The organism is Clostridium sp. 1001283B150210_160208_E6 (genome assembly GCF_015669365.1).
GTDB lineage: Bacteria > Bacillota > Clostridia > Clostridiales > Clostridiaceae > Clostridium > Clostridium paraputrificum.
Genome location: NZ_JADPAA010000004.1, coordinates 24,374 through 43,733, shown reverse-complemented (window position 1 = coordinate 43,733; position 19,360 = coordinate 24,374). Strand labels below are relative to the sequence as shown.

Sequence of the window (19,360 nt, the reverse complement as noted above, 5' to 3'; positions counted from 1 at the left end):
CAGTTTTACTCTTCTCCGTAAACTTTCTTTTTTAACATTAATCCTGCTTTAGTTATAGCAACTCCACCTAAAGCAGTTTCTCTTAATGATGCTGGAAGAGATTTACCTACCTTATACATTGCAGAAACTGCATCATCAAAAGGTATTTTCGATTCTACACCTGCCATAACTAAATCAGCTGTACATAAGGCACTAATAGCGCCTGAAGAATTTCTTTTTGCACATGGTATTTCAACTAATCCAGCAACTGGGTCACATACTAATCCAAGTACGTTTTTTAGTACTATTGCACCTGCATCTAAACTCATCTTAGGAGTACCACCCATCATTTCTACTACAGCCGCTGCTCCCATTGCTGAAGCTGAGCCACATTCCGCTTGACATCCACCTTCTGCTCCAGCTAGTGTTGCATTCATACCTATTATCATTCCAACAGCTGCTGATGCAAATAATCCTTCTATCATTTCATCTTCTGTTTTATTTAATCTTTTTCCTGCTGCTAAGATAACTGCTGGTAATATTCCACAAGAGCCTGCAGTAGGACACGCTACTATTTTTCCCATAGCTGCATTTACTTCTGACGAAGATAATGCCATAGCCATGGCTAATACCATAGTCTCCCCTGTTAATGTCTCTCCTTTTTCAAGATACTTTTTTAATTTATATGCATCTCCACCTATAAGACCACTAACTGAATAAACTTCCTTTTCCATTCCCTCATTAGCAGATGTTATCATAACATGAAGATTTTTTCTCATCTTTTCAAAAAGTTCTTCTCTTGATATTCCCTTATCTTCCATTTCATATCTTATGGCATATTCACTAAGGGATATGTTCTCCTCTTGACAAATTCTTAAAAGTTCTTCTCCACTTCTTGCAATCTCCATTATTCCTCCTCCTTAACTGGATTTATTCTAATAACTCTACTTATAGAATCTATCCCTTTAATTTCATCTATTACATCATCGTTTAATCTATTATCTACTTCGAATACCATTGTAGCTCCCTTACCTCTTTGCTTTCTAAAAACCTTCATAAAAGCAATATTTATGTGTTCTTTATAAAGTATTGAGGTAACATTAGAAACTGCTCCAGGTACATCTTGATGAGATATTATTAATGTTGGGTAATCTCCAGTAAACTCCACCTTATTACCATTTACTTCTGTTATCTGTATACTTCCTCCACCAATAGAAGAGCCTACAACTTCACAATGATTTCCTTTCCTAGTTTCCATAACAAACTTAACAGTATTTGGGTGAGCATCTCCTAAATCTGTTTCTATAAATTCAAATTCTAGCCCTTCTCTCTTAGCAATTTCTAGAGAATCTCTTAATCTTATATCACTAGGCTCCATTCCAAGTATTCCAGCAACTAATGCTCTATCTGTTCCATGTCCCTTATAGGTTTTTCCAAAAGAACCATGTAATAAAAACTTTACGCTCTTTAACGGACCATTAGCTACAGATCTTGCTACTTTTCCAAGTCTTGCAGCTCCTGCAGTGTGAGAACTTGATGGGCCAACCATTATAGGACCTAAAATATCAAAAACGCCTACGCTCTTCATAAAACCTCTCCTTAATCATTAGTTATTTTACTTTTAGTTTAAGTAATTTTATCTGTATTATCAATCTTTATTTTGTTATACTTACCTTATTGAATTTTTTACCACTACAACAATGAAAGGGATGTTTTTTTATGAACATTATTCTTAATATAATTTTTGGATTTGCAATCTTCCTAGGAATATTATTTGCTTTATATTTCTTATTAAACATATGTGATTTTTATGGAAATCAAAGAGAATTGCATCTTAAAATATTTTTCAAAGATAAAATGAATTTTTTCTGTGCTGCTTTACTACTTTTATATATGGCTGTAGTTGAAACTACAACTATAGGAATAATTTTATTTTTTGTTTTGCTTTTTGTTTCTTTTATATTTAATTTAGTAATGTTTTCTAGAGACAGCATGGTTTTATTTAATAATAAATTTAAATATGAGAGCATAAGGTGCGTAACTGTTAAATGGGACAAAGGTTCTCCCAAAAAAATTATCTCCTTTGAATTTAATGATAGAGAGAAAAAGTTATCTTATATTCTTAAAGCAGGAGATGTTGATTACCTAATAGAGAAATTAGAAAATAAAAATGTTACAGTGAAAAAGTTAAGTAGATAATTTAATATTCATACTGAGAAAAGAGAATCCTTACTAGAGATTCTCTTTTTTATTATTGTGTATTTATATAAATATATATTTTTTAGAATTATTATAAGAAAAATTCTTTTCTTAGATTTAAAAATAATATAAATAATATTATTTTTATTATTTATATGAGACTATAAAAAGGAGAAGTTGCTTAGCAACCTCTCTTCAATATTTATAAAAACAACTGCCCCCAATGAATTCTCTTAAGATAGAATTCTCCGGCACATCACTAAATTCAATTTCTTTAAAAAAGTTTAAAAATGTTTTTAATCTAACAGCTTCATTATACACCGGACTACCTGGCTTTATTTTTTCAAGTTCCTTTATAGCATATGGTTTTAATACACATAACTCATATACTAATGTTGAATTGAACATTGCATCAGCTTCCTCTTGATATACAAAAATGTTTTTTCTTTCTCCTCTTTTAATTGAAGGCCACATCATTAAAGTTTCTTCTGCTCCATAACCTCTTGATAAATAATCCCTAACTATTCTTCTAACTTTTCTTACATCCGTTGTTGCAATTCTATTATGATTATCAAGATTTAATTGAGTTAAGGCAGATATATATATTTTATATTTTTTATCATCCTCTATAGCATCTGTTAATGATGGATTTAATCCATGAATTCCTTCAACAATAATTACACCATTTCCAGGTAATTTTAATTTATGACCAATCCATTCACGATTTCCTGTCTTAAAATTATAACTTGGGATCTCTACTTCCTTACCCTCTAAAAGATATTTTAGATTTTCGTTAAACAATTTTAAATCGATAGCTTCAATTGATTCAAAATCATATTCTCCGTTCTCATCCCTTGGAGTATGAACTCTATCTACAAAATAATCATCTAAAGATATTGGTATTGGATTTAATCCATTAACTCTTAGTTGTATTCCAAGTCTATTTGCAAAAGTAGTTTTTCCCGAAGAAGATGGACCAGCAATTAAAACTACCTTTACATTCTTCTTTGTTGAAATACTATCTGCTAAATAAGCTATTTTCTTTTCATGTAGTGCTTCAGAAACTAAAGTTAAATTGGTAAGTCCTTTATTTATAATCTTTTCATTTAGGCTTCCAACTTCCCCTACCCCCAGTATATCCAACCATCTTTCTGTCTCATAAAAAATATTAGCTAATGACTTTTGCTCCTTAAATTCAGGTAATACTGTAACATCCTCTTCTGTAGGATTTCTTAAAACAAATCCATGAGCATATGGAATTAGGTCAAACGCCTTTATTATTCCAGTTGAATATGCCATCTGTCCATAAAAATAATCATATCTTCCATCTAATTCATATAACTTAACCGTCTTTAAATCAACTTGGTTTAATAGTTTAACCTTATCCATCATTCCATAGTCTTCAAATATCTTTATTGCTTCTTCCTTAGATACTTGAATTTTATTTATTGGAATATCTCTCTTAATCAAATCTTCCATATGTTTTTTTATTTTATTTATATCTTCCTTATTTAATGGTTGAGATTTATAAATCTCACCAAATGTTCCTTTTGAAATAGAATGTTCTATTTTAATAATTGCATCTTTAAAAATATCTAAGGTAGCTTTTATAAAAATATATTGAAGAGTTCTTGAATATATCTTCCATCCTATTTCACTATTAGCATCAATTAACTTTATATCTCCATTAGCTGGTATTTCCATAGCTAATTCATAATAATCTCCATTTAATTCACATAAAACCACTAAGTCATCTATAGCATATTCTTTTATAACATCTTTAAATGTAGTGCCTTTTTTCACCTTGATTTCTTTATTCTCAATAGTAAGATTTAAGTAATTCATATAATTCTCTCCTTTCTTACAAGTCCTTTGATCTTTTCATTAGTATTATTATACACCTCTCTACATATTGTTCAAAAAAGTCATTATTTTCGTGAATATTTAATATTGTTTTTACAAATAGTATGTGCGAGAGGTGTTTATTATGTTCATAGTATTTATAAGAACCGCAATTCTTTATTCACTGGTAGTAATTGTAATGAGGCTTATGGGAAAAAGACAAATTGGAGAACTTCAACCTTATGAATTTGTTATTACTATTATGATTTCAGATTTAGCTGCTCTTCCAATGCAAGATACTAAATTCCCTTTACTTCTTGGAATAATTCCAATAATTACGTTGCTACTTATGAAAACTTTATTATCTCAACTTCAATTAAAAAGCCAATTTGCTAGAAAAATAATAGATGGTGAACCAACTATTCTTATTTATAGAAGCAAAATTAATTTTTATGGCTTAAAAAAGCAGCAGATTAACATTGATGAATTAATGGAAGAAATTCGACTAGCAGGTTATTTTGACTTAAGCGAAATTCAATATGCTATATTAGAAAATAACGGTCAACTTTCAATACTACCTTCTAATTCTAGCAGTGCATCTAGTGGTGGAGGATCTCCAAAAAGTGATAGTGATACTTGTGGATCACTACCTGCCAAAAAAGATAAAAGTAGTTCTTCATCTACTTCTTCATCAAGTCAAGAACCAATGTTGCCTAAGATATTAGTTATGGATGGTAAGGTTAATAAAAACGCCCTTACTACATTAGGCAAAGATGAAGAATGGATAAAAAAGGTGCTTAAAAATCATAACATTCAATCCATTAGTGATGTTTTACTAGCCCTATATGATACAAAGGGTAAATTCCAATATCAACTATATGGTGATTATGAAAAGGAGTGTAGTAAATGCGAAATACAATAATATCTGTTATTGCTTTCTTAGGTTTATTAGGCTTTGTATTTTATGCTAATAATTCCTTAAATGAATTATGTCATAGTATTATAGAATCTAATGATGAAATAAGAGTCTACATAGAAAGTAAAGACTGGGACAATGCATATCTTACTGCATTAAATGTTATTGAAGAAATAGAAGAAAGTAAGAGCATCGCTGCTGTATATGTTAATCATTGCGAGGTAGACAATATTCTAAGTGAAGCTACAAGATTATGTAATTACATAAAATCTGAAAATATGGCAGAAAGCTTAGTCTCAAATGAGATTGTAGAAAAATTAGCTGAAAATATTATAGATATTAATATTACTAATATACAAAATATATTTTAAAAAAAAAGGTGGGATGGATATTTATTTTGCTTGTTCCGTCGCAAGCTCCAAGTCACAGAAAAATAAATATCTATCCCCTTCGTACTTAAGGTAAGAAAATTATAAAATTATTATTCTTGATTTTATATTTTTTTATATGAAATTGTAATAACTCCTTTGATTTATAGCTAATTAAAATTTTATAATTTCCTAGATAATAAAAAAGAAGCTATCTTATAAATTAGATAGCTTCTTTTTATTATTCACAATGAAATGTTGCACAAAGTGTTTCTCCACTAGCACTTGCAGAAATTCCTGCTATATCTATATGTTCTGCGTCACACATTCCTTGGCTATTATGTACGCAATTTTTAGCTTCACATGCAACTTCTAAATGCATTTCAGGTTCCATTGCATCATTTGTAAATGCTCCTGATTTTTCTTCAAAGCTTTGGCAACATGTATTAGTAGGGGCTTCAGCTTTATGACCTCCTACTTCTATGTTATTAAGACAACAACATTCACTTTTATTAAAAGCACATGATTCAACACAACAATTTAAATTTGTCATACTATCCCTCCTAATTTTTATTAACAAAAATAGTATTTGTTTACTTGAGCTTTATTATTCTTTCCACTACTTATTTAACACTGCCAAAATCCTTAAAAGGATATAGCTTTATTTGCATTTTTCCTATAATATCATCCTTATCTATATACGGATAATCCCAAACAGTTGAGTCCTTTGAATTGTTTCTGTTATCTCCAAGAAAGAAAAATTTATCTTTAGGCACTTCAAAATCTCCTGTATAATCATCTTTATATTCCACATAAGGTTCATCAATTAACTGTCCATTCCTATAAACTTCACCATTCTTTATAGAAATTTTATCTCCACCAACACCTATTACTCTTTTAACTACTGGATTCTCCTCATCTTCTCTTGAGAAAACAACTATATCTCCATCTTTTATGGTATCAGTATTATACACTCTAGTAACTAAGACCCTATCATTCTTATTTAGTGTAGGCATCATAGAGCCAGAACTTATTACTGAACAAAATAATAGATATTTAGTTATAAAAAAACATATTATAATAGCTACAATAATTGGCATAATCCAATCTTTAAAAAAATTACTTTTCTCTTTTACCTTCTCACTCATAATCACTACTCCTTTTTCAATATTTTACCACTTACTAAGTGAAATAAAAAGGTATGATGTGATCTTTACCATCATACCTTTTTTCCTATAAAGCAGATTTAATTATTTCATCAATATTTTCTGCTCTCCCCTTAATTGTAAATATAATATCTTCATCAATTCTAAGTTTAGTTTCATTTTCATTAACTTTAATTTGATCTAATGTTAATGAATTTGTAGATATCTCTTTATATCTAGTTGACGCTACATCTACATTAAACTTTTTATTCTTAGCTCCTGTTAGTTTAACTAGGCTTCCAGAATTCTCGTCAGAACTTACTCTTATCTCTAAAATATTTATATTCTTTCCGTGGCATCCTCCACCTATACAAGGTAACACTTCCATCTTAGCTGCACCCATTATAGTCATCCATCCACCACTTAGCTCTTTTTTTATCATAACTGATAAATCATATTTATCCTCTATATTTTTTAAGGCTTTACCTAATTCATATATTGTTAATTCATGTTTCATTATTAATACCTTCCTTGTAGTAAATTTTATTTAATTATATTATACATTCCTATTTTATATTTTAAAGATTTATTTAAATACTATTTTTGTAAACATTTACTTTGGTTTTATGCACTCATTTTTATTTTTTATGCATAAAAATGAATATTTTCAATATTTTTTTGAATAAATGTTGCATAATTATATATGCAAGCGTATAATTATAAATACTTAGTAAAATATAGAAATTATTATAAATTAAGGGGGCTATTATTTATGAAAAAAACATTTAACAAAGTTGTACTAGCTTATTCAGGAGGACTAGACACTTCAATAATTATTCCATGGTTGAAAGAAACATATGGATGTGAAGTTATCGCAGTTGTAGGAAATGTGGGGCAAAAATCAGAATTAGAAGGCTTAGAAGAAAAGGCACTTAAGACAGGTGCTTCAAAAATATATATAGAAGACTTAACAGAGGAATTCGTAAATGACTATATATTCCCAACAATAAAGGCTGGGGCAGTTTATGAAGGAAAATATCTACTTGGTACTTCTTTTGCAAGACCTCTAATAGGTAAAAGGCTAGTTGAAATAGCAAAAGCTGAGGGGGCAGATGCTATATGTCATGGCTGTACTGGAAAGGGTAATGACCAAGTTAGATTCGAACTTGCTGTTAAAGCCTTTGCACCAGAAATGCCAATAATAGCTCCTTGGAGAATATGGGATATAAAATCTAGAGAAGAAGAAATTGAATATGCTCTAAAAAGAGAAATTCCTATAAAAATCACTTATGAAACTAACTATAGCAAAGATATGAACTTATGGCACTTAAGCCATGAGGGCCTTGACCTTGAAGACCCAGCTAATGAACCAAATTATGAAAAAATTCTTGAATTATCTAAAACACTTGAACAAGCACCTGATGCTCCAACCTATATAACTCTTACATTTGAAAAAGGTGTTGCTGTTGCATTAAATGGAAAAAAAGTTAGTGGTGTTAAATTAATTGAAGAATTAAATAAAATTGGTGGAGAAAACGCTATTGGTATTACTGATATGGTAGAAAATAGACTTGTTGGTATGAAATCAAGAGGTGTTTACGAAACTCCTGGTGGATCTATTCTATATAAAGCCCATAAGGATTTAGAGGAATTATGTTTAGATAAAGAAACTTCTCATTATAAAGAACAAATTGCTTTAAAGTTTGCAGATATAGTTTATAACGGACAATGGTTTACTCCACTAAGAGAAGCACTTTCTGCTTTTGTAGATAAAACTCAAGAAACAGTAACTGGTGAAGTAAAACTTAAACTATACAAAGGTAATATGATTAATGCAGGTATGACATCTCCTTATTCATTATATAGCGAAGAATATGCAACATTTGGTGAGGATGCAGTTTATGATCAAAAAGATTCTGCTGGATTTATTAATTTATTTGGTCTTCCAATTAAAGTACAAGCTAAAATGGCTGCAAAAATAAAAAGTGAGGAAAAATAAATGAAACTTTGGGGTGGAAGGTTCAAAAAAGGAACTGATGCTTTAGTAAATGATTTTAATTCTTCAATAAATGTTGACTCTAGAATGTACAAAGAAGACATAGAAGGAAGCCTTGCTCACGTAAAAATGTTAGGAAAACAAGGAATCATACCAAATAAATCAAGTAAAAAGATTGAAGATGGATTAAATGAAATATTAAAAAGATTAGATAATGGAGTTATTGAAATTGATCCTACTTCTGAAGATATCCACAGTTTTGTTGAAGGAACTCTCACCTATTATATAGGAGCTTGTGGAAAAATGCTTCACACTGGCAGAAGTAGAAATGACCAAGTAACCCTAGATTTAAGATTATATTTAAAGAAAGCTTTAGATAATATAGTATCTTGTGTTATTGAACTTGAAGAAGTTATTCATAAAAAAGCTTCAAAAAATATGGAAACTATAATGCCAGGATATACCCACATGCAAAAAGCTCAGCCAATAACTCTTGCTCATCATCTACTAGCCTATGGCGAAATGTTAAGGCGTGATATTGGTAGGCTTCAAGATGCTTACAAAAGAACCGATCAAATGCCATTAGGTTCTGGTGCATTAGCTACATCTACTTATCCAATAGATAGAGAATTTGTAGCTAAGGAACTTAGATTTTCAGATGTAACATGGAATAGCTTAGATTCTGTGTCAGACAGGGATTATGTAATAGAAACTTTATCTGCTCTTTCAATTATAATGATGCACCTTTCAAGATTTTCTGAAGAAATAATTCTTTGGTGCACAAATGAGTTTAATTTTATAGAGCTTGATGATGGCTACTCTACTGGTAGTTCAATTATGCCACAAAAGAAAAATCCAGATGTTGCTGAATTAGTTCGCGGTAAGACTGGAAGAGTTTATGGAGACTTAATTACGTTATTAACAGTAATGAAAGGTATTCCTCTTGCATACAACAAAGATATGCAGGAGGATAAAGAAGCCTTATTTGATGCTTTAGATACAGTTACTCTTTCTCTTAAAACTTTTACTGGAATGTTAGATACTATGAAAGTTAAGAAAGATGTAATGAGAAAAGGTGCTGCAGGTGGATTCACAAATGCAACAGATGTTGCTGATTACCTTGTAAAGCATGGAATAGCTTTTAGAAATGCTCATGAAATAGTGGGTGAAATAGTAATTTACTGTATAAATAAAAATAAAGCAATTGATGAACTATCATTAAATGAACTAAAAAGCTTCTCTCCTATCTTTGAAGAGGACATATATAATGCCATTGATTTGCTAACTTGTGTAGAAGAAAGACAAGTAATTGGAGGCCCTTCTACTAAGTCAGTAAAAATTCAATTAGACAGACTAGCTAAGTTCATCAAGGAAATAAAAGGGGGACTTTAAAATGATAAAGGTAGGAATAATAGGTGCTACAGGATATGTAGGTGCAGAGCTTATGAGGATTTTGTTAAACCATAAGAAAATTGAAATTTCAGCTATTAGCTCAGTTTCTTTTGAAGGACAAGAATTTGATTCCATATACAAAAACTTTTTCAATCACACTTCATTAGTATGCGGTTCAATGGATGAAGTTATAGCTAAAGCTGATGTAATTTTTACTGCTTTACCTCATGGTCTTAGTGAGGATATTGCAGCTAAATGTATCGACAGTAATAAAATTTGTATAGATCTTGGGGCAGATTTTAGACTTTCTAATGAGGAAGATTACAAGTTCTGGTATGAAAGAGGTTTTTCACATCCAGAATTACATAAAAAAAGTGTATATGGATTACCTGAATTAAATAAGGAAAAAATTAAAGACTCAAAGCTTATAGCTAATCCTGGGTGCTATCCTACTTCAATAGAATTAGGACTTATGCCTCTCCTATTGAATTCGCTTATTGAAACCAAAGGAATAATATGTGATTCCAAATCAGGAGCTACAGGGGCTGGCCGTGGATTAATACTATCTAGCCACTTCCCAGAATTAAATGAGAACTTTGCTCCATACAAAGTTGGTGCACATAGACATACCCCTGAAATAGAAGAAACCCTAGGGGTTATGGCTAAGGAAAAGGTTTCTGTAACATTTACTCCTCACCTACTTCCTATTAATAGAGGCATAATATCAACAATTTATTGCACTCCAAAAGGAAATGTTAATCTAGAAGAAATTCATAAACTATATGAAAGTTTCTACTTAGATAAACCTTTTGTAAATGTACTTCCTCTTGGAGAAACAGCTTGTACTAAAAATGTACGTTTCTCTAATTATTGTAATATATCACTTCATTTAAATCATCGTAAAGATCAACTAATTGTGGTAAGTGCTATTGATAATATGGTTAAAGGTGCTGCAGGGCAAGCTATACAAAATATGAATATAATTTTAGGCTTTGATGAAACTGAAGGATTAAACTTCATTTCACCAGCCTTTTAAAAATTTATGATTGGGGGCTATTATAATGAATTTTAAAATAATAAATGGTAGTGTTACCGCTCCTAAAGGTTTTTTAGCTGCTGGTATACATTGTGGAATAAAGAAAAATTCTTTAAAGAAAGATTTAGCATTAATCTACTCAGAAGTTCCTAGTATCGGTGCTGGTGTATATACTAAAAATAAGGTAAAAGGAGCTCCAATATATATCACAAAAGAACATCTTTCTAACAAAAAAGCTAGAGCTATAATTTGCAATAGTGGTAATGCTAACACCTGCAATGGACAAGATGGTTTATTAAAAGCTAAAAAGATGGCTCAATTACAAGCAAAATCATTAAATATTAAAACTGATGAAGTATTAGTAGCTTCTACTGGAGTTATTGGTGTTCCATTAAATATTGATGCAATAAAAGGTGGAATTCCACTACTTACAAAAAAATTATCTATAGACGGATATAAAGATGCAACTGAAGCCATAATGACAACAGACACTTCTCAAAAACAAATTGCATTAGAGTTTGAAATAGGCGGTAAAACTGTAAGAATTGGAGCTACTTGTAAAGGTTCTGGAATGATTGAGCCCAATATGGGCACTATGCTTTCATTTATTACAACTGATGCTTCAATATCACCAGAATTATTAGATGAAGCCTTAAAGTCTAGTGTAAATATAAGTTATAACAGAGTAAGTGTTGATGGAGATACAAGCACTAATGACATGGTATTAATACTAGCAAATGGATTAGCTGAAAATCCAACAATCTCTGAAAAGAGTGAGGATTATTATAAATTTATTGAAGCACTTAACTACTTAAATGTAGTATTAGCCAAAAAAATTGCAAAGGATGGTGAGGGTGCCACGAAACTTATAGAATGTAAAGTAACTGGTGCTACCTCTGAATCTAATGCTGTAAAGTTAGCTAAAAGTGTTATTAAATCAAGTCTTGTAAAAACCGCTTTATTTGGATCAGATGCCAACTGGGGTAGAATTTTATGTGCCCTAGGATATTCTGATGTTGATTTTGATCCCTATAAGGTAGATGTTTATTTTACAAGTTCATCTGGCTCAATTAAGGTATGTGGACAGGGATCCTCCATTGAGTTTGATGAAAATAAAGCCAAAGATATCTTATTACAAGATGAAATACTGATTGAAGTAAATCTTAATATAGGAGATATAGCTGCTTCTGCTTATGGATGTGATTTAACTTATGACTATGTAAAAATAAATGGAGATTACAGAAGCTAATTATTAGGAGGAATAAAAAATGGATCTTAATGAACGTGCTGAAATATTGGTTCAATCACTACCTTACATCCAACACTATAATGGGAAAATAATTGTAGTTAAATATGGTGGTAATGCAATGATTAGCGACGAACTAAGGGAAACAGTAATTAATGATATTGTTCTAATGAAATGTATAGGCTTTAAGCCTATAGTTGTACATGGTGGTGGTCCGTATATTTCATCATTTCTAGATAAACTAGGAGAAAAAAGTGAATTCATTAATGGGTTACGTTATACAGATAAAAAAACTATGGAAGTAGTTCAAATGGTATTAGGTGGCAAGGTAAATAAAGACCTTGTTACCCTTATTGAAAAAGCTGGTGGAAAATCAATAGGCCTATGTGGACTTGATGGCTCTCTACTAAAAGCTAAAAAACTAGAAAGTGAAGTTGATTTAGGTTATGTAGGAGAAGTAACTTCAGTAAATACAGAAGCTGTTACAATGGCTCTTGATGCTGGTTATATTCCAGTTATAGGTAGCATGGCTATTGGTGAAGATGGTAATGACTTATATAACATTAACGCTGATACATGTGCTGCAAAAATTGCATCAGCTTTAAAGGCAGAAAAACTAATATTATTAACTGATGTCGCTGGAGTTCTTAAGGATCCTAAAGACCCAACTTCCCTACTTTCTGTTTTAAGATTACACGAAATACCAAAACTTACTCTTCAAGGAGTTATAAAGGGAGGTATGATACCAAAAATTCAATGTTGTGTTGAATCTGTTCGTATGGGTGTAGAAAGAGCACATATAATTGATGGCAGAGTCCCTCATGCATTACTCCTTGAGCTTTTCTCTAACGATGGTATAGGAACTATGATTTATTAGGAGGTATAAATATGGAACATTCTCTTATGAATACCTACTCTCCCCTATCTCCAGTTTTGGAAAAAGGAGAAGGTATTTATCTTTACGATACAAATGGAAAAAAGTATTTAGATTTAACTAGCGGAATTGGTGTAAATTCTCTAGGCTATAATAACTCTAAATGGACAAGTGCTATAGAAAAACAAATTCATAATCTACAACACTGTTCAAATATTTTCTTAAATCCTACTACTATAGAACTTAGTAATAAACTTACAAAACTGGCTTCTATGTCAAAAGTATTCTTTGCTAATTCAGGAGCAGAAGCTAATGAAGGAGCTATAAAACTTGCAAGAAAATATAGTTTTGACAAATATGGCGAGGGAAGAAATAAAATATTAACCTTAAAGCAATCTTTTCACGGAAGAACTATAACTACATTAAAAGCAACTGGCCAAGAAAAATTTCATAAGTACTTCTTTCCTTTCCCAGAAGGCTTTGATTATGTAGAAGCTAATAATATAGAAGATTTCAAATCAAAATTATCTAATGATGTATGTGCAATTATTATGGAATCAATTCAAGGTGAAGGTGGAGTTCACTCTCTTACTGAAGAATTTGTTCAAACTGTAACATCATTATGTAAGGAAAAAGATGTATTAGTAATATTTGATGAAGTGCAATGTGGCATTGCTAGAACTGGAAAGTTATTTGGATATAATCATTTTGATGTTAATCCTGATATAGTAACACTTGCTAAAGGGCTTGGTGCAGGGCTACCTATAGGTGCAATATTGTGTAACCAAAAAACTTCATCAGTATTTAATCCTGGAGACCATGGTTCAACCTTTGGAGGAAATCCAGTTTCTTGTGCTGGTGCAATTGTTGTTCTTGATGAAATATGTAATGAAGGCACATATGCATCTATTGAAAAAAAGGGACAATTAGTTAAAACACTTTTAAATAATTCTTCATCATCTAAGATTAAAGAAATAAGGGGCAAAGGTTTAATCTTAGGAATAGAAATTGAAGGAAGTTCTTCTGAAGTTCAAAAGAAAGCTGCTGAAAAAGGATTGCTAGTCCTTACAGCCGGACCTAATGTTATCAGATTACTTCCTCCACTTATAATTAGTGAAGATGAACTAAGTGATGGAATTAATACTTTAATTAGCTGTTTATAAATTTATTCAACGGGGATTTAATCCCCGTTATTTATTAAAAAGGGGGATTTCTATGAAAAAGCATCTATTAAAAATGGACGATCTATCAAAAGAAGAGATTTTAGATATATTAAACCTTGCAGATCAATTAAAATATGAATTTAAACATGCCATTCCACATGAACACTTAAAGGGAAAAAGCTTAGGTATGATTTTTGAAAAAAGTTCAACAAGAACAAGGGTATCCTTTGAAGCTGGTATGTATCAGCTTGGTGGTAATGCATTGTTTTTAAGCAGTAGAGACTTACAAATTGGCCGTGGGGAACCAATTAAAGATACTGCTAGAGTTATATCTAGGTTTCTTCAAGGAATCATGATTAGGACTTTTTCTCAGGAGGAAGTAGAAACTTTAGCAAAGTATTCTTCTATTCCTATAATAAATGGGTTAACGGACTCTGAACATCCTTGTCAAGTTCTTGCTGACTTAATGACAATTAGGGAATATAAAAATACTCTTGAAGGATTAAATGTAGCTTATATAGGTGATGGAAACAACATGGCAAACTCTTTAATAGTAGGATGCCTAAAAACTGGTATGAATTTTTCTTTAGCTTCCCCTAAGGAATACATGCCTGATGAAAATTACCTACTTAGAGGAAAAGAGTTATCTAAACTAGAAGGTACAAATTTCACTATAACTCACTCTCCTTCTGAAGCTATAAAAAATGCTGATGTTGTAATTACTGATGTTTGGGCAAGTATGGGACATGAAACTGAAGCTAAAAATAGAATTAAAGCATTTAAAGATTACCAAGTTAATAGCGAACTTATGAATCTAGCAAAACCTAATGCTATTGTTTTACACTGCTTACCAGCTCATAGAGAAGAAGAAATTACTGATGAGGTATTAGAAGCTCATGCTTCAGAAATATTTGATGAATCTGAAAATAGAATGCATGCACAAAAAGCAGTACTTGTTAAATTAATGAAAAGTTAATAATATACGCCCTAAATTTACACTTATAATATAAATTTTTATGATAAATTGTTTCCTTTTTGACAAATAAAAGTTATAATAACCCTTAGTAGGGTAAAATATATTTGTATATTTATTACTCAAAATTCAAAAAAATTTACAAAATATTTGGAGGTCACATTATGTTAGTTTCAGCTAAAGAAATGTTAAATAAGGCTAGAGACGGTAAATATGCTGTTGGTCAATTTAACATCAATAACTTAGAATGGACAAAAGCTATTCTATTAACTGCACAAGAAAACAACTCACCTGTAATCTTAGGTGTTTCTGAAGGTGCTGGTAAATATATGGGTGGATACGATGCAATCGTTGGTATGGTTAACGGTTTAATCAAAGGTTTAAACATAACTGTTCCTGTTGCATTACACTTAGACCACGGTAGTTTTGAAGGTGCTTATAAGTGCATCGAAGCTGGATTCTCTTCAGTAATGTTCGATGGTTCTCACTATGCAATTGAAGAAAACATAGAAAAGTCTACTAAATTAATAGCAGACGCTAATGCTAAGGGAATTTCTGTAGAATGTGAAGTTGGATCAATTGGTGGAGAAGAAGATGGTGTTGTAGGTGCTGGTGAAATCGCTGACCCTGCAGAATGTAAGCAAATAGCTGATTTAGGAACTACTATGTTAGCTGCTGGTATTGGTAACATCCACGGAAAATATCCTGCAAACTGGGCTGGATTAGATTTTAATGCTCTAGCTAAAATTAAAGAAGCTGTTGGAGATATGCCATTAGTTCTTCACGGTGGTACTGGTATCCCTGAAGATATGATAAAGAAAGCTATATCATTAGGAGTTGCTAAGATCAACGTTAACACTGAATGTCAATTAGCTTTCGCAGAAGCTACAAGAAAATATATCGAAGCTGGTAAGGACTTAGAAGGTAAGGGATTTGACCCAAGAAAACTTCTTGCACCAGGATTCGAAGCTATAAAGGCTACTGTTAAAGAAAAGATGGAACTTTTCGGTTCAGTAAACCAAGCTTAATATTTCAAGAAACTCAAAGTATTCCTTTGAGTTTCTTTTTATTTCCATATGAATAACAATTCACAAACATTGACCTATGAATATTCATTTCGTATAATCATAATTATAATAAAGATTAGGAGGAATACTTATGAAAATCTTTAAACGAAACGATTCTATAACTAGAAACCAATTAGAAGCATATATAGGTAGTAATGCTTACTCACCTTTTTACAGCAAAACACTAGACAGGTTTATAGCTAATCCTTCATCATTAAATTGGAATTGGCCATGCTTTTTCCTTAATATGTATTGGCTAATGTTTAGAAAATCTATAATTCCTGCCCTAGCTATTTTTATTGCCAACTTAGCATTGATTTTAATTATTCCTATTCCATTTAGTGGTATATTATCAACTGCTCTATTGCTTTTCTTAGGCTTTTTTGGCACAAATATATATTTACTTAATGCAGAAAGAGAAATCTCTAAAATTAAGGCTAATAACCCATCAAAATCAGAACATGAAATATTAGACTTAATATCAAAAGCTGGGGGAAGCGATATAAAATATGCTATCATATTTTACCTATTACAATTCTGCTTATATGAATTTATGCTTAAATAAAAGATTAAAGGGAAAGTATCATTAATTTCGATACTTTCCCTTATTATTATTCTGGTAATACCTTTGCTTCAAGTTTATTTTGTCTTCCAAACTTATAATAATATGATGATATCATTAATATTCCTTTTATTACAGAAGATATTGTTATACTCCACCAAACTCCATTAACTCCTATTCCCAAAGTAGATGCTAAAAATATAGCCATAGGTATCCTAATACCAGAAAACACTATACTAACAAATGATGGTAAAATAGTTTCTCCTAATCCCCTAAAAGCACCTGCAGTAGTTATTTCTATACACATAAATATTTGAGAATAACCAAGTATTCTTAAGTATTCTATACCACCTATAATTGCCTCTTCTTCTGGTATAAACAAACTAAATACAGTTCTACCAAAGCATATTAATATTATGGATGCTATAAATCCAACAAATATAGAAACTCCTAATGTAGATTTAAATCCTTTTTTTATTCTTTCAGGCTTTTTTGCACCGTAATTTTGTCCAATAAATGTTGTAAGAGCAGTTGCAAATCCACCAGCAGTCATCCAAGATATAGCCTCTATCTGAGAACCAACTTTTTGAACAGCTATAGCTGTTGCGCCCCACTGTGCAATTATTCTACCAATAACCATAGAGAAAATTGTGAATAATCCATTTTCTAAGCAAGCTGGCATCCCAAGCTTAGTTATATTTAACATTACCTTTTTATCTAAGTACTTAATTGCTTTTCTTCCTGTTACATAATGATTTTTTATATAAGCTAATATAAATATTAATGTTACTACAACTTGTGCACACACTGTTGCTAATGCAGCCCCTACAACTCCTAATGGAGGAATAAATCCTACACCAAATATTAATAATGGATCAAATACCATGTTAAATATTAATCCTATCGTATTAATAATAAATGGTGTTTTACTATTACCTGATGCAGTAAATATACTTGTAAAAATAGGATTAATAAAAGTAAATACAGTACCTAAAATAACTATTATTAAATACTCATGAGCCATTCTAATTACTTCACTATCTCCTAAATTAAAAAAGTTAACAAGGGATGTTCTAAATACTAAAATTATTAATGTATATATAATTGCAAGAGCTATATTAATAAATATACTATTTGCTATGTATTTGTCTCTTTCTTTATTATCTCTCTTACCTATGGCCTGAGATACTCCAACTTCAACACCCACTTTTGATATGTAAACTAAGGCCATACCAAGCCATGGAAAAAATCCTGCTGTACCTACTGCTGCAACTGCAGAACTTCCTACTCTACCTATCCAAATCATATCTGTCATGTTATATGCCATTTGAATAAATGACGTTCCTAAAATAGGTAAAGATAACTTAATTAATGGTTCTAATATTTTTCCTGATACTAAATCAACTTGTTTCTTCATGATGCCTCCTCAGTATTTATGATTTTTCTATTTTTATCTTCTCTTCTCAAAATAAATAATGCAAATATAATTGCTAATATTCCTGATAATATCTTTACAAAAATATATAGTATCATATATTCCTTTGCTACACTTGCTACATAACCTAACTGCCCACCAAGAACATAAGCCCCTGACACTGAAAATGCAGAACATATAACTCTTCCCTTTTCATCTAACTTATGAAAATTATCAAAAACAATTATTGCAGATGCAAATGAACCTATAAAAGCAGAAATTGTATTACCATTTACACCAAATATTCCTTCCCACTTATTAAATTGCTTACTAAATATATTTTTAATAAACTTAAGCATTACATACGCTCCACCAAGGAAAATAGATATTTTTCCTACTATGTAAAGAGTGTCTTGTAATGGCATTATATTTTCTACTATTTTTATTCCTATTATTGAATATATCCCTTGTATTATTAATCCTAATACACTTATACATACTATAATTTTACCAATAAAATTAAATATAAATATACATATCTTTGGCTTAAACATAATCCCTATAGACAGAATTATAGATAAAAGTATTATAGGAAAAAGATTTATAAATAAACTTTTTAAATCTATTTTTAATGCTAGTCCACCTATAAATAATCCAATAGGTACTGTTATTATTCCGCATAGAAATCCTTTTGTAAGAGAATCCATATACTTCTCTTTTACTAATCCTAATGCTAAAGGTAATGTAAAACTTAAAGTACATCCTAAAATTGATGCCATTAATATACCTGAAAAAATAACAAATTCACTTGAATTAGCAATATTAGAAGCAATATTATACCCTCCCATATCAATGGCAATAAAGCTTGAAGAAAATATAGATGGGTCTATATTAAAGTTCTTTGCAATTGGACTTATAACTATTTCTATTATAGATGATAGTAATGGTGTTATTGATAGTATTCCAACCATAGATATAGCTAACGGCCCCATAGTTTTTATACCATTTTCAAATTCTTCCCCAATAGAAAACTTATTTCCTAGTAAATAATCTATAGCTCCCAATATAAAAAATAAAGTTATAATATAAAGTACTATATTTTCCATTCTTTTCTCCCACTATACAAAATCTTAAATATTTTAACCTTATTAGTATATAATATCTATAAAAGAATAAAAAGCCCTTAAA

The 19,360-nt window shown here is 30.7% G+C and carries 20 protein-coding genes; 11 read left to right on the top strand and 9 right to left on the bottom strand.

Annotated elements, in window-relative coordinates; genetic code table 11:
• Positions 1-5: 5 nt before the first annotated feature.
• Positions 6-887, bottom strand: coding sequence for an L-serine ammonia-lyase, iron-sulfur-dependent, subunit alpha (gene sdaAA / locus I4V16_RS06350; RefSeq protein ID WP_049178956.1), 882 nt, complete (start codon positions 885-887; stop codon positions 6-8).
• Entirely contained in the window at positions 887-1,567 is a 681-nt protein-coding gene (gene sdaAB / locus I4V16_RS06345) for an L-serine ammonia-lyase, iron-sulfur-dependent subunit beta (protein ID WP_049178957.1), read from the bottom strand. Before sdaAB ends, sdaAA begins: the two co-directional genes overlap by 1 nt.
• A gap of 131 nt (positions 1,568-1,698) precedes the next feature.
• On the opposite strand from sdaAB, the gene I4V16_RS06340 reads away from it, so the two are divergent.
• Positions 1,699-2,178, top strand: coding sequence for a hypothetical protein (locus I4V16_RS06340; protein ID WP_049178958.1), 480 nt, complete (start codon positions 1,699-1,701; stop codon positions 2,176-2,178).
• Positions 2,179-2,373: 195 nt separating this feature from the next.
• Here I4V16_RS06340 and I4V16_RS06335 read toward each other — a convergent pair whose 3' ends face one another.
• Complete coding sequence (locus I4V16_RS06335; protein WP_099328959.1) at positions 2,374-4,023, bottom strand: nucleoside kinase; 1,650 nt, start codon at positions 4,021-4,023, stop codon at positions 2,374-2,376.
• 142 nt (positions 4,024-4,165) lie between these two features.
• On the opposite strand from I4V16_RS06335, the gene I4V16_RS06330 reads away from it, so the two are divergent.
• Both I4V16_RS06330 and I4V16_RS06325 read left to right on the top strand, forming a co-directional pair.
• Positions 4,166-4,942, top strand: coding sequence for a DUF421 domain-containing protein (locus tag I4V16_RS06330; protein ID WP_049178030.1), 777 nt, complete (start codon positions 4,166-4,168; stop codon positions 4,940-4,942).
• Complete coding sequence (locus tag I4V16_RS06325; RefSeq protein ID WP_049178032.1) at positions 4,927-5,307, top strand: DUF4363 family protein; 381 nt, start codon at positions 4,927-4,929, stop codon at positions 5,305-5,307. The genes I4V16_RS06330 and I4V16_RS06325 overlap by 16 nt, the downstream gene beginning before the upstream one ends.
• A 238-nt stretch (positions 5,308-5,545) precedes the next feature.
• Here the strand turns inward: I4V16_RS06325 and I4V16_RS06320 are convergent, their stop codons facing one another.
• From I4V16_RS06320 to I4V16_RS06310, 3 genes are all read right to left on the bottom strand, one after another.
• Entirely contained in the window at positions 5,546-5,857 is a 312-nt protein-coding gene (locus tag I4V16_RS06320; protein WP_049178033.1) for a DUF1540 domain-containing protein, read from the bottom strand.
• 70 nt (positions 5,858-5,927) lie between these two features.
• The gene (gene lepB, locus I4V16_RS06315; RefSeq protein ID WP_049178034.1) at positions 5,928-6,452 is read right to left on the bottom strand and encodes a signal peptidase I; all 525 of its coding nucleotides are present in this window, start codon (positions 6,450-6,452) and stop codon (positions 5,928-5,930) included.
• Positions 6,453-6,537: 85 nt separating this feature from the next.
• Complete coding sequence (locus I4V16_RS06310) at positions 6,538-6,966, bottom strand: UDP-N-acetylglucosamine pyrophosphorylase (protein ID WP_099328958.1); 429 nt, start codon at positions 6,964-6,966, stop codon at positions 6,538-6,540.
• A 255-nt stretch (positions 6,967-7,221) separates the two neighbouring features.
• Between I4V16_RS06310 and I4V16_RS06305 the strand changes: the two genes are divergently transcribed.
• From I4V16_RS06305 to fba, 8 genes are all read left to right on the top strand, one after another.
• Positions 7,222-8,448, top strand: a complete 1,227-nt coding sequence (locus I4V16_RS06305; RefSeq protein ID WP_049178036.1) for an argininosuccinate synthase — start codon at positions 7,222-7,224, stop codon at positions 8,446-8,448.
• Positions 8,449-9,837 (top strand): argininosuccinate lyase, encoded by a 1,389-nt coding sequence (gene argH / locus I4V16_RS06300; RefSeq protein WP_099328957.1) that lies wholly within the window; start codon positions 8,449-8,451, stop codon positions 9,835-9,837. It abuts the gene before it with no gap.
• A 1-nt stretch (position 9,838) separates the two neighbouring features.
• Positions 9,839-10,873: an N-acetyl-gamma-glutamyl-phosphate reductase gene (gene argC, locus I4V16_RS06295; RefSeq protein ID WP_099328956.1), complete on the top strand. Its 1,035-nt coding sequence runs from the start codon at positions 9,839-9,841 to the stop codon at positions 10,871-10,873.
• A gap of 25 nt (positions 10,874-10,898) precedes the next feature.
• Entirely contained in the window at positions 10,899-12,122 is a 1,224-nt protein-coding gene (gene argJ / locus I4V16_RS06290; protein WP_195542051.1) for a bifunctional glutamate N-acetyltransferase/amino-acid acetyltransferase ArgJ, read from the top strand.
• A 19-nt stretch (positions 12,123-12,141) separates the two neighbouring features.
• Positions 12,142-12,996, top strand: coding sequence for an acetylglutamate kinase (argB, locus tag I4V16_RS06285; protein WP_049178040.1), 855 nt, complete (start codon positions 12,142-12,144; stop codon positions 12,994-12,996).
• 11 nt (positions 12,997-13,007) lie between these two features.
• Positions 13,008-14,156 (top strand): aspartate aminotransferase family protein, encoded by a 1,149-nt coding sequence (locus tag I4V16_RS06280; RefSeq protein WP_195966590.1) that lies wholly within the window; start codon positions 13,008-13,010, stop codon positions 14,154-14,156.
• Positions 14,157-14,208: 52 nt separating this feature from the next.
• Positions 14,209-15,132, top strand: a complete 924-nt coding sequence (argF, locus tag I4V16_RS06275; RefSeq protein WP_049178042.1) for an ornithine carbamoyltransferase — start codon at positions 14,209-14,211, stop codon at positions 15,130-15,132.
• 161 nt (positions 15,133-15,293) lie between these two features.
• A complete protein-coding gene (gene fba, locus I4V16_RS06270; protein WP_027099797.1) occupies positions 15,294-16,157 on the top strand; it encodes a class II fructose-1,6-bisphosphate aldolase in 864 nt (287 codons plus the stop codon).
• A gap of 210 nt (positions 16,158-16,367) precedes the next feature.
• Here the strand turns inward: fba and I4V16_RS17440 are convergent, their stop codons facing one another.
• The 3 genes from I4V16_RS17440 to eutH form a co-directional block, all read right to left on the bottom strand.
• On the bottom strand, positions 16,368-16,715 hold the full coding sequence (locus tag I4V16_RS17440; RefSeq protein WP_243270667.1) for a hypothetical protein: 348 nt from the start codon (positions 16,713-16,715) through the stop codon (positions 16,368-16,370).
• 92 nt (positions 16,716-16,807) lie between these two features.
• Positions 16,808-18,175, bottom strand: coding sequence for an MATE family efflux transporter (locus I4V16_RS06260; protein WP_049178045.1), 1,368 nt, complete (start codon positions 18,173-18,175; stop codon positions 16,808-16,810).
• Positions 18,172-19,278: an ethanolamine utilization protein EutH gene (gene eutH / locus I4V16_RS06255; RefSeq protein ID WP_049178046.1), complete on the bottom strand. Its 1,107-nt coding sequence runs from the start codon at positions 19,276-19,278 to the stop codon at positions 18,172-18,174. Before eutH ends, I4V16_RS06260 begins: the two co-directional genes overlap by 4 nt.
• Between the last annotated feature and the right edge of the window lie 82 nt (positions 19,279-19,360).